The organism is Pseudactinotalea sp. Z1748 (genome assembly GCF_049725185.1).
GTDB lineage: Bacteria > Actinomycetota > Actinomycetes > Actinomycetales > Beutenbergiaceae > CALKWS01.
Map to the genome: position 1 here is coordinate 640,065 of NZ_JBMPQB010000001.1, position 11,875 is coordinate 651,939.

General features: G+C 71.6%; 8 protein-coding genes. 2 read left to right on the forward strand and 6 right to left on the reverse strand.

Annotation, left to right across the window (positions count from 1 at the left end):
* Nucleotides 1-203 precede the first annotated feature (203 nt).
* Nucleotides 204-3,389: a BTAD domain-containing putative transcriptional regulator gene (locus ACO0LU_RS03035; protein ID WP_424789942.1), complete on the forward strand. Its 3,186-nt coding sequence runs from the start codon at nucleotides 204-206 to the stop codon at nucleotides 3,387-3,389.
* A gap of 26 nt (nucleotides 3,390-3,415) precedes the next feature.
* Here the strand turns inward: ACO0LU_RS03035 and ACO0LU_RS03040 are convergent, their stop codons facing one another.
* The 6 genes from ACO0LU_RS03040 to ACO0LU_RS03065 all read right to left on the reverse strand — a co-directional run bounded on the left by ACO0LU_RS03040 (nucleotide 3,416) and on the right by ACO0LU_RS03065 (nucleotide 10,322).
* Nucleotides 3,416-4,291 (reverse strand): aldehyde dehydrogenase family protein, encoded by an 876-nt coding sequence (locus ACO0LU_RS03040; protein WP_424789943.1) that lies wholly within the window; start codon nucleotides 4,289-4,291, stop codon nucleotides 3,416-3,418.
* Nucleotides 4,288-5,736 (reverse strand): aldehyde dehydrogenase family protein, encoded by a 1,449-nt coding sequence (locus tag ACO0LU_RS03045; RefSeq protein ID WP_424789944.1) that lies wholly within the window; start codon nucleotides 5,734-5,736, stop codon nucleotides 4,288-4,290. The genes ACO0LU_RS03040 and ACO0LU_RS03045 overlap by 4 nt, the downstream gene beginning before the upstream one ends.
* Nucleotides 5,737-5,744: 8 nt before the next feature.
* Nucleotides 5,745-6,761: a deoxyribose-phosphate aldolase gene (gene deoC, locus ACO0LU_RS03050; protein WP_424789945.1), complete on the reverse strand. Its 1,017-nt coding sequence runs from the start codon at nucleotides 6,759-6,761 to the stop codon at nucleotides 5,745-5,747.
* A gap of 9 nt (nucleotides 6,762-6,770) precedes the next feature.
* Nucleotides 6,771-7,556, reverse strand: a complete 786-nt coding sequence (locus ACO0LU_RS03055; protein WP_424789946.1) for a class I SAM-dependent methyltransferase — start codon at nucleotides 7,554-7,556, stop codon at nucleotides 6,771-6,773.
* 94 nt (nucleotides 7,557-7,650) lie between these two features.
* Nucleotides 7,651-9,495 (reverse strand): phospho-sugar mutase, encoded by a 1,845-nt coding sequence (locus tag ACO0LU_RS03060; protein WP_424789947.1) that lies wholly within the window; start codon nucleotides 9,493-9,495, stop codon nucleotides 7,651-7,653.
* Entirely contained in the window at nucleotides 9,492-10,322 is an 831-nt protein-coding gene (locus ACO0LU_RS03065) for a purine-nucleoside phosphorylase (RefSeq protein ID WP_424789948.1), read from the reverse strand. Before ACO0LU_RS03065 ends, ACO0LU_RS03060 begins: the two co-directional genes overlap by 4 nt.
* 74 nt (nucleotides 10,323-10,396) lie before the next feature.
* Between ACO0LU_RS03065 and ACO0LU_RS03070 the strand changes: the two genes are divergently transcribed.
* Complete coding sequence (locus ACO0LU_RS03070) at nucleotides 10,397-11,857, forward strand: NAD(P)H-quinone dehydrogenase (RefSeq protein ID WP_424789949.1); 1,461 nt, start codon at nucleotides 10,397-10,399, stop codon at nucleotides 11,855-11,857.
* Nucleotides 11,858-11,875: the final 18 nt, after the last annotated feature.

The window sequence follows — 11,875 nt, forward strand, 5'->3', positions numbered from 1 at the left end:
TCTGGACCTGAGGCAGCGACCCTACCCGGATCGGTCGCCCCGCCACCTGCGAAGCCGGTGGAGATCGTGCCCGAAAACCCCTGATCCGGCAGCCGGATCCGATAGGCTCACCCACACATGTGCTGAACCAACCGTCGGGGGTTGAGGTGGCACCCACCCGGGGCGCTCATCGTCCGCCCGCGCTTCAGGGTCTCGTTGCCCGGGTGCCGGCGGAGCAGTTGCTGCGCCTGCGCGGCCCCAGCCGGCCCCTGATCACGGTGACCGCGGCGCCCGGATGGGGCAAGACCACCGTCGTGGGGCGGTGGGCCAGCGCGCCGGGGACCCGCTGGCTGACCCTTGGGGCACAGCACGGCGACGCAACCCGCCTGGCACGCGAACTGGCCCGGCTCGCCCACCGAGATGAGGACGGCGAGTCATCCGGCGCCGAGGGCGGGCACCCCCCGGACACCACCGACGTCGGCGTCCTGGCGCACTGGGTGGCCCGGTCCTGGGCACCGGAGGTCTCCGGACCGATCGTGCTCGACCACGCCCACGTACTGATCGGCACCCCCGGACACGACCTGCTGCACCGTCTGGTACGTTCCGGGCCCGCCCGTCCCCAGATTTGCGTGCTGTCCCGGTGCGACCTGGACCTGGTCGATGACCGCGACCGTGGCGCCGGGACCGTGCTGGAACTGAGCGCGGCCCACCTGGCCCTGGACGCCGACGCGGTGGCGTACCTGCTGGATGCCGATCCGGAGCCGGACCGCGCCCTGGCCGCCCGGATCGCCGAGGGGACCGGGGGCTGGCCGGCGATGGTCCGGATCGTGCTGGACGGCCTCGAGTCGGTGCCACCCCTGGAGCGCTCGGCCCGGTTGTCCGACCTTCTCGACGCCGGAGGTACGGCGGGCAACTATGTGGTCAACGTGGTGCTCCCGGCCTATCCCGAACCGACCCTGTCCACCCTCTCCGTTCTTGCCCTGACCGGCCCGATCGACGCGGCCGGGTACGGCCGTGCCGTCGGTCTGAGTGCGGGAAAGGCCTCCACGGAGGCGCTGACGCCCCTGGTGCGTCGTGGCCTGGCCCGGCTGCGGTACAGCGAACCGGCTCCGGAGGTGACCCTGTCCCCGCTGATGGCACGCAGCGTCACGGCCTACCGGTTGATGGCCGACTCCGAACACCACTTGGTCGAGCGGGTGGCGACCGGTCTGGTCGGGGCCGGCGACGTGATCCGTGGGCTGGGTGTCCTGGTCACCGCCCGGCGCGGCGGGGCCATCGCCGAACTCCTTCGCGAGCACGGCCAGGAGTTGTGCTACGCCGGTCATCTGGACCTGCTGTGTGCCGCGGTGGACCTGGTGCCGCCGGCCCTGCGCACCGCCGACATCCTGCTGGTCGGGGCGCGCGCGCTGGCCTACCGGGGGGACTGGCCGGCCGCGATGAATCTGCATGAGGAGGCCGGCGACGCAGGCCCGGGTGACCCCGCCGTGTTCGGCCTGGTCGGGGGACTGATCCAACACCAGCGCGGCCAGTCGGCCGATGCCCTGGAATGGTACGACCGGTACATCGAGAAGGCTATCGACCCCCGCGTCGAAGCCGAGATTGCCGGGTGGTCCGCCACCTGCCGCTGGGGCAGGGGGGAGTTGGACCGGGCCCGCGAACTCGCCGCCCGCTCCGCCGCCGCGGCACGCGCCACCGGTGATGACCGGTCGTTGGCGTTGGCCCACACGGCCCGCGCCCTGATCGCGGCCAGCGACGGCGACAGCGCGGGGAACCGGGCGCACTACGACCTGGGGCTGGCTGCCGCCCGAAGAGCCGGGGACGCGTTACAGGAGGCCCGCATCCTGACCAACCGCGGCTCGCTGCACATGGAACGAGGCGTGTACCCGGCGGCACTGGTCGATACCGAGGCGGCGATCGACCTGGCCGAGGGGCAGTCCTCGGTGTACGTCGCCGGAATCGCCCGGTGCAACCGCGCCGAGATCCAGTTGCATGTGGGAACGTTGGACGAGGCGATCGTCGATGCCGAGATCGCCCGGGACCGGTTCGCTGCGGCCGGCTCCCCGTACGAGTCCTACGCCCTGCAACTGCTCGCCCAGATCCGCGCCGAGCAGGGCGAGTTGACCCTGGCGCGCGGCTCCTACGAGCGCGCAGTACGCCTGGCGCAGGCCTCCAACGATCAGCAGGGCCAAGTGGCGATCCTGGTGGGGCTCGCCAAGTGCATCGCCGGAAGTGACCCGGAGGCGGCCGCGGCGGCGGCCCGCCGGGCCGCGAACCTCGATGACGGGATGTACCTGGGGCCGGTCCTGCTGGCTCGCGGCTGGGTCGCCCTGGCTGCCGGTGATCTGGAGGGGGCACGTGAGTGCGCCACCGAGGCCGAGGCGACCGCCACCGCTCGCGATGAGCGCTCGGTCCTGGCTGAGGCGGCCACCATGGCCGCCCTGCTCGACCCGGACCCCGCCGAGGGCCTGCAGGGCGCGTTGGCGCTGTGGAACGAACTGAATGCGCGCACCTGGGCGGCCCGCATCGAACTGGGCATTGCCCGCCGGCGAGCCGTGCCCGGCTGGCGTGCGCGCGCCGCGGAACTGGAACGCCAACTCGCCGCCTGGGGGTGTGCCGTGCGGCACGGGCCGTTCCCGGCGATGGCCGTCCAGGGAGCCTCCGAGGCCGATGGTTGCGTGATCAGGTTGCTCGGGCAGTTCACCATCGAGGTCGCCGGGCAGCCGGTGCCGATGTCCGCATGGGGTTCACGCAAGGCCCGGGACCTGCTGAAACTGTTGGCGCTGCGCGCCAACCGGGGCGCCACCCGGGAGGAGCTGGCCGATGCGCTCTGGCCCGACCAGGCCTATGAGACGGTCGCGAACCGGCTCTCGGTGGCGTTGAGCGTGGTGCGCACGGTGCTGGCCTCGGGAGAGCAGCGACGCGACGAGGCGCCGGTGCTGATCGCCAATGCGGGTACGGTGCGGATCGATCCCGAGCAGGTCGACATCGACGTGGCCCAGTTCGAGCTCCTGGCCACGCACGGCCTGGCGGCGGCCCGGCGCGGGGACCGGACGCGGGCGGTGGAACTGCTCACCGCCGCCGAGGCGCATTATGGCGGGGACCTGCTCGAGCACGACCAGGACAGCCCGTGGCTGATCGATCGCCGCGAGGAGGTGCGCGCGGTCTACCTCTCCGTGGCGCGGACCCTGGCGGATCTGTGCAGGCGTTCCGACCCGGACCAGGCGCTGCGGCTGCTGTTGCGAGTACTGGACCGGGACCCCTACGACGAAACCGCACACCTGGCGGTGTGCACGGTCCTGATGGACAGCGGTCAGCACGGGGAGGCCCGGCGCAGGCACCGCCTGTACGCCCGGCGGATGGGCGAACTCGATCTGCCCGCAGTGCCCTTCAGCGACGTCGTCGGCCACTGAGGGCCGGACGCCGACGCCGGCGTCGCTCAGGCGCCCTTGGGGTGCCAGACGGTCTTGATCTCGGTGAAGACCATGATCTGGGACAGGGACTGCTCGACGGCGAAGTCCGGCTCCTCGTCGGTGATCGGGCGCCGCACTCGCTTGAGGGTCTCGGCGGCGTCGGCCTCCAGCTCGCCCCAGGTGATGCCCTCGGCACCCAACGCCCCGGCCACGTCGATGGCGTTGACGTCGGCGTGCGTGGCCAGATGCGGAGCCACCTCGGCGGTGTGGCCGGTGAGGATGTTGACCACCCCGCCGGGGACGTCGGAGGTGGCCAGCACCTCCGCCAGGGTCACCGCGGGCAGCGGCCGCTCGGCGGAGGAGAGCACGACGGCGGTGTTACCGGTGACGATCACCGGCGCCAGCACCGAGACCAGCCCGAGCAACGAGGAGCGCTGCGGGGCGATCACGGCCACCACCCCGGTGGGTTCCGGCGTGGAGATGTTGAAGAACGGGCCGGCCACCGGGTTGGTGTTGCCACCCACCTGGGCGACCTTGTCCGACCACCCGGCGTACCAGACCCACCGGTCGATCGCCGCGGAGACCAGGTCCTCGGCCCGTTTGGTCGCCACGCCCTCACCGGAGCGCACCTGGGCGACGAACTGATCACGGCGCTCCTCCAGCAGTTCGGCCACCCGGTAGAGCACCTGCCCGCGATTGTACGCGCTCCCCGCGGCCCAACCGGGTTGCGCCGCCCGAGCGGCCCGGACGGCATCGCGGGCATCCTTGCGGGAGGCCTGTGCCACGTTCGCCTGGAACTTCCCGCGGCGGCTGCTGGCCGAGTAGGTGCGCCCGGACTCCGATCGCGGGAACTTCCCGCCGATGAACAGTTTGTAGGTCTTGCGCACATCCACCCGGCTCACTGGGTGCCTCCCTCGATCAGGTAGGGGAGCAGACCGTGACGCCCGCCCTCACGGCCGTACCCGGACTCCTTGTACCCACCGAAGGGACTGGCCGGGTCGAACTTGTTGAACGTGTTGGCCCAGACCACCCCGGAGCGGATCGCGTCGGCCATCGCCAGGATCCGCGACCCCTTCTCCGTCCACACCCCGGCGGACAGGCCATAGGGGGTGTTATTTGCCTTGGCGATCGCCTCGTCCGGGGTGCGGAAGGTCAGCACCGATAGCACCGGCCCGAAGATCTCCTCGCGAGCGATCCGGTGGGCGGTGGACACCTCGGTGAACACCGTCGGCGGGAACCAGTACCCCTTCTCGGGCAGGTCGCCCGGCGCGCTCCAGCGCACGGCCCCCTCGGCGTCACCGGCGTTGGCCAGTTCGGTGATCCGGCTCAGTTGGGCGGCGGAATTGACCGCGCCGACGTCGGTGTTCTTGTCCATCGGGTCGCCCACCCGCAATGTGCCCAGACGCGCCTTGAGCCGGTCGATCACCTCATCGGCCACCGACTCGGCGACCAGCAGCCGCGATCCGGCGCAGCACACCTGCCCGGCGTTGAAGTAGATGCCGTTGACGATTCCCTCCACCGCCTGGTCCACCGGGGCGTCGTCGAAGATGATGTTCGCGGCCTTGCCGCCCAGTTCCAGGGTGGCTTGCTTATGGGTGCCGGCCACCTGCCGGGCGATCTGCTTGCCCACCTTGGTCGACCCGGTGAAGGCGACCTTGTCCACGTCCGGGTGGGCGATCAGGTCGGCCCCGGTGCGACCGGCGCCGGTGATGATGTTCACGACGCCGGGGGGCAGGTCGGCCTGTTGCAGCAGATCGGCGAACAGCAGCGCCGTCAACGGGGTGGTCTCGGCCGGTTTGAGCACCACCGTGTTGCCTGCGGCCAGGGCCGGAGCGATCTTCCAGGCCAGCATCAGCAGCGGGAAGTTCCAGGGGATCACCTGCCCGGCTACCCCGTGCGGGCGGGGGTTCGCCCCGCGCCCGGCGTAATCGAGCTTGTCCGCCCAGCCGGCGTAGTAGAAGAAGTACGCCGAGGCCATCGGGATGTCCATGTCCCGGGCTTCCCGGATCGGCTTGCCGTTGTCCAGGACCTCCAGCACCGCGAACTCGCGGGACCGCTCGGCCAGCAGCCGGGCGATCCGGAACAGGTACTTGGATCGTTCCGGCCCCGGCATCGGGCCCCAGGTGCGCTCGTAGGCGGTTCGGGCGGCCCGCACGGCGCGTTCGACGTCCTCGGTACCCGCCACGGCAACCTCGGCCAGGTTCTCCTCGGTGGCGGGGTTGATGGTCTTCAGGGACTCCCCTGAGGTGGCGTCGGTGAACTCGCCGTTGATGAACAACCCGTAGGAGGAGGCGATATCCACCACCGAGGCTGACTCGGGGGCGGGGGCGTAGTCGAAGGCAGTCATGGGGTCCTTCAGTCGATCGTCACGTAGTCGGGGCCGGAGTAGGCGCCGGTGGCGAGTTTCTTGCGCTGCAACAACATGTCGTTGAGGAGGCTGGAGGCGCCGAAGCGGAACAGGTCGGGGGTGAGCCAGTCGTTCCCGGCCACCTCGTTCACGGCCACCAAGTACTTGATCGCATCCTTGGAGGTACGGATCCCGCCGGCGGGTTTGACGCCGACGCGGGTGCCGGTGGCGGCGTGGAAGTCCCGGACCGCCTCCAGCATCACCACGGTGACCGGCAGCGTGGCGGCCGGGGCCACCTTCCCGGTGGAGGTCTTGATGAAGTCGGCGCCGGCGAGCATGGCCAGCCAGGAGGCACGCCGGACGTTGTCGTAGGTCGCCAGTTCCCCGGTCTCCAGGATGACCTTCAGGTGCGCCGGGACCTCGGTGTTCTGACATTCCTGGCGCACCGCGACGATGTCCTGGTACACCTTCAGGTAGTCCCCGGACAGGAAGGCGCCACGGTCGATCACCATGTCCACCTCCTGCGCACCCGCGCCGACCGCCTCGCGGGTGTCGGCCAGGCGGATCGCCCGACTGGCCCGACCGGCGGGGAACGCGGTGGCCACCGAGGCCACGTTGATCTCGGCGTCCCCGATCGCCTCCAACGCCAGTGGCACCAGGTCGGAGTAGACGCACACCGCGGCCGGGCGGGGGCAGGTGGGATCGTCGGGGTCGGGCAGTTTGGCCTTGGCGACCAGAGAGCGGATCTTGCCGGGGGTGTCGGCGCCTTCCAGGGTGGTCAGGTCGATCATCGAGATGACCGTGTCGATCGCCCAGGCCTTCGCTGTGGTCTTGATCGAGCGGGTACCCAGCATCGCCGCCCGGGTATCGGCCCCCACCTGGTCCACTCCCGGCAGGCCGTGCAGGTAGCGACGCAACGCCGTGTTGGTCACCGACTCCGCTCCGGTGATCACGCGCGCCTGGGTGGCCACCTCCCCGGCGCTGCGGGCCGAGGAGGAGGTCGCCGTCGTCGCCGTTGAAGTCATGCGCCCATCCTAGGTCCCCGCCGGCGCTGCTGCGGGTGGGCGTTGGGCCAGCAGGCTGTAGGAGTTCGGTAGCCGGCCGTCCCACGCCGCGGCCTCGGTCCCCTCCGGCTGCCAGAACGGTTCGGGGTGCTCGGCCAGGTGGGAGAGGGTGAAACCGGCGCCCAACACCGCCATCACCACCTCCGAGAGCCGGTGTTGGTGCTCTACGGCACCCCGTGCGGGGAAGGTGTCGTTGACGTGACTGCCGGCGAAATAGGACCGGTCCGGCCGGGCCCTGGCCTCGTCGCGGTCCCAGGCCCACAACGGCACCAACGGGTGGGCCTCGAAGACGAAGAGGTGCCCACCGGTGCGCAGCAGCCGGGCCATCTCCCGGGCCCAGCCATGGATGTCGGCCAACCAGATCAGTGCGCCCTTGCCGGTGTAGACCAGGTCCGCGCACCCGCTCAGCAGTGGTACATCCGGGACGCTGCCGGTGACGTAGTGGCACGGCAGGCCCAGGTCGGCGGCGCGCCGCTGTGCCGAGACCGCCACCTGGTGGGTGTAGTCCACCCCGATCACCCTGCTCGCGCCCAGGCGCACCAGGGCGGCGTCGTCCACCCCGTGCCCGCTCTGAGGGTGCACCACCAGCTGGTCGGGTCCGCCCAGGATCGGCGCCAGGATCTCGACCTCGGCCGCGGCCAACTCGGTGGTCCGTGCCAGTTCGAGGAACTCGGTGTAGGCGCGGGTGTACTTGCGCGAGGCCAGGTCCCAGGCCCGCCGCGTCTCGTGCCCGCCCGCGTCAGTGTGATCGGTCATCACCGGAACGCTAGCGGGACCGGTACACGTCCGGCGACGGTGTGCGCCAGTTCTGAACTGCGCCGGTGCCGCGCCGCTGCCGTCACCGGTCCGTTCAGGCGCGGAGCCGGGAACCGATCTCCGCGGACAGTGCCGTGAGCCGATCGGCGGCCCGGTGTCGCACCCGGTTGACGTCCTGGTCGTCCACCGGCAGGACGACCTCCAGGTAGCACTTGAGCTTCGGCTCGGTTCCGCTGGGACGCACGATCACGCGATCGCCGGCCTCAGTGAGGTACATCAGCGCGTCGGTGGGCGGTAGGTCCCCGCCGGCGTTCAGGTCACGGACCTGCACCACCGCGGAACCGCCCAGCTGGGTCGGGGGGTCGGCGCGCAGGCTCGCCATCATCGCGGCGATCAGGGCCAGGTCCGCCACCCGCACCGACAGCGGCGCGGTGGCGTGCAGACCGTGGCGCCGGGCCAACTCATCGAGTGAGTCCATGAGCGTGGCACCGGCGTCCTTGGCGCGTGCGGCCAGGGCCGCCAGGTGCAGCGCCGCGGTGATGCCGTCCTTGTCCCGCACCCCCTGGGGGTCCACGCAGTACCCGATCGCCTCCTCGTACCCGAACACCAGGCCGGGCACCCGGGAGATCCACTTGAACCCGGTCAGGGTGGCCCGGTACGGCAGGCCGTGGGAGTGGGCGATCGCGGCCAGCAACCGGGAGGAGACCACCGAGGAGGCCAGCACCGCGGTGCCCGTACCCGGCCCGGCTGCGGCGGTGGCGGCGGCCTGCTCCCCGAGCAGGGCGCCGGCCTCATCGCCGCTCAACTGGCGCCAGCCGCCCTCCGCGCCGACACCCGGCACCGCGACGGAGCAGCGGTCGGCGTCGGGGTCGTTGGCGATGATCAGGTCGGCGTCCACGTCCTCGGCGGTCTCGATCGCCAGGTCCAGTGCGCCGGGCTCCTCCGGGTTGGGGAAGTTCACCGTGGGGAAGTCCGGGTCCGGCTGGCCCTGCCGGGCGACGACCGTGACGTCGGTGAAACCGGCCCGCTCGAGCACCTCCAGTGCCAGGGACGCCCCGACGCCGTGCAGGGGAGTGAGCACGATCCTGAGGTTCCGCGGGCCCGCCGGCACGGTGGTCAGCGCCCGTTCGACGTAGGCCCGGCCCACCTCGGGGCCCAGGTGTTCGATCGACCCCCGGGCGGACGCGGCCGGGTCGCGGTGCCGCGGCACCTGCGCCACCGACTCCACGGCAGCGATGTGGGCTGCGATCTGGGCGTCGGCGGGGGGAACGATCTGTACCCCGGTGCCGGAATCATCGGTGAGCCGTCCGCCCAGGTAGACCTTGTACCCGTTGTCCCGGGGCGGGTTGTGCGAGGCGGTCACCATCACGCCGGCGTCGGCACCCAGGTGGCGTACCGCGAAGGCAAGCAACGGGGTGGGCACCGGTCCGGGGAGAACCAGGGCGTGCCCGCCCGCACCGGCGACGACGGCGGCGGTCTCGGAAGCGAAGATCTCGGAACGGTGCCTGGCGTCGTAGCCGATCACCACCCTGGGCAGGTGGGGCACGCGTTCGTTCAGATACGTCATCAGCCCGGCCGCGGCTCGGATCACCACCGCCCGGTTCATCCGGTTCGGGCCCGCACCCAGTTCCCCCCGCAACCCGGCCGTGCCGAACTGCAGCGAGCCCGCGAAGGCTTCGCGCAACCTCTGCAGCGCCCGCAGCGAACCGGACCGGTCGGCGCCGGTCACCTGGGCCAGCAGTTCGCGCAGTTCCCTGGCGTCGCCCGGGTCGGGATCATCGGCGATCCATTCCCGGACACGCGCGAGCAGTTCCTCGCCGGCCTGCTCGGACCCGCTGTCTGCGCCGACGTGCTCCTGCTCGCCGGCGCTCGCCGCAGCGGGCACCCGGGTGGGGGGCGCGCCCGCAGGCCTGGGGTGGGCGTCGTCGTCGGCGGTCACGACAGGATGGTACGCACGATCGCACTGAGCAGTGCGCTGATCCGGGGGCCGGCCTCCCGGCCGGCCTCGATCACCTCGGCGTGGGAGAGCGGCTCGGGGGAGATCCCGGCGGCCAGGTTCGTCACCAGGGACAGGCCGAGCACGTCCATACCGGCCTCCCGGGCCGCGATCGCCTCCAAGGCGGTGGACATGCCCACCAGATCCGCGCCCATCCGTTTGGCCATCTGCACCTCGGCGGGCGTCTCGTAGTGCGGGCCGCGGAACTGGGCGTAGACCCCCTCGGGCAGCTCCGGGTCCACCGAATGGGCGATCGCGCGCAACCGCGGTGAGTACAGATCGGTCAGATCCACGAACGTGGCGCCCTCCAGGGGAGAGGCAGCGGTCAGGTTCACGTGGTCGCTGATCAGCACCGCTGTGCCGGGAGCCCACTCCCGGTGCAGCCCGCCGCACCCATTGGTCAGCACCACGGTGGACGCCCCGGCCGCGGCGGCGGTGCGCACCGGGTGGGCCACTGCCCGCACCCCCCTGCTCTCGTAGAAGTGCGTGCGGGCCCCCAGCACCAGTGCGTGCCTGGTGCCGGTCCCGGTATCCACGGCCACCGCTTGCAGCGTCCCGCGGTGCCCGGGCACTCCGGAGGGAGCGAATCCGGGCACGTCGGCTGCCGGGACGGTGGCGACGGTGCGTCCGATCAAGTCGGCTGCCTCGCCCCAACCCGAACCGAGCACCAGGGCGATGTCGAAGGAGTCCACCCCCGCCGCCTCGGTGAGCACCCGGGCGGCCGCGGCAGCGGTCCGGGCAGGGTCGGCGTCGTCGTCATGTGTGTGCACAGCACGAACCTACTGGATCGGTGCCGGCCGTACGGGGCCCGGCGCCACTTGCCCGGACCCGGTGACAAGGCACAATGGCAGGCGTGACCTCCGAGATCCCGCCACCGGCCGAACCCCCCAGCGGCGTCCGACGTTCCACCACCCGGGAGGGGAGCCGGGTGGTGATCATCGGGGGCGGGCCCGGTGGCTACGAGGCAGCGCTGGTGGCCGCCCAGCTCGGGGCGGGTGTGACCCTCATCGAGCGCCAGGGCCTGGGTGGCTCGGCCGTGCTCACCGACGTGGTGCCGTCGAAGACGCTGATCGCCACCGCCGAGTGGATGACGCTGACCGAGAGCTCCCGGGAACTGGGTATCAAACCCACCGGGGGCCACGACGGCTCCCTGGAGGTGGACCTGAACCGGGTGAACCAGCGGGTGCTGCGGCTGGCCGGCGCCCAGAGCCGTGATATCCGGGCCCGTCTGCAACGGGAGGGGATCACCCTGGTCGACGGCACCGGGCGGCTGGACGGGCCCGGGGCCGTGATCGCCGAGACCGACCAGGGGCAACGCCGGTTCGCGGCCGATGTGATCCTGCTGGCCACCGGAGCCCGCCCGCGGGTGCTTCCCACCGCGGAGCCGGACGGGGAGCGCATCCTGACCTGGACCCAGATGTACGAGGCCGCCGACGACCTGGAGAAACTCATCGTGGTGGGCTCGGGGGTCACCGGGGCGGAGTTCGCCGGTGCCTACAACGCGCTCGGGGTGCCGGTGGTGCTGGTCTCCAGCCGCGACCGGGTGCTGCCGGGGGAGGACGCCGATGCCGCCGAACTGATCGAGACGGTGTTCCGGCGCCGCGGTATGGACGTGATGTCCCGCTCCCGTGCCGCCGCGGTGCACCGGACCGGCGACGGGGTGGAAGTAGAACTGACCGACGGCCAGGTGGTCACCGGATCGCACTGCCTCCTCGCGGTGGGCGGGGTGCCCAACAGCGAGGACCTGGGGCTGGCGCAGGCCGGGGTAGCCACCACCGAGTCCGGGCACATCGAGGTGGACCGGGTCTCCCGCACCACGGTGCGCGGGGTCTACGCCGCCGGTGACGTGACCGGGGTGCTGCCGCTGGCCTCGGTGGCGGCGATGCAGGGCCGGATCGCGATGTGGCACTCCCTGGGCGATGCGGTGTCGCCGCTGGATCTGCAGATGGTCTCGGCGAACATCTTCACCGCCCCGGAGATCGCTACGGTCGGGATCCCCGAGCGCGCGATCACCGAGCGGGAGGTCAACGGCAAGATCACCATGCTGCCCCTGGGCGGGAACCCGCGCGCGAAGATGCTGGGCATCACCGAGGGCTTCATCAAGGTGTTCTCCCACCGTTCCTCCGGCCTGGTGCTCGGCGGGGTGGTGGTGGCTCCGCGGGCCAGTGAACTGATCTTCCCGCTCACGCTGGCGATCAGTAACCGTCTCACCGTGGATGAGGTGTCGGCGGCGTTCACCGTCTATCCCTCGCTGTCCGGGTCGATCGCCGAGGCCGCGCGGTTGCTGCACGCCACCGAGACCTGATCCCTCCCGACACCGGGT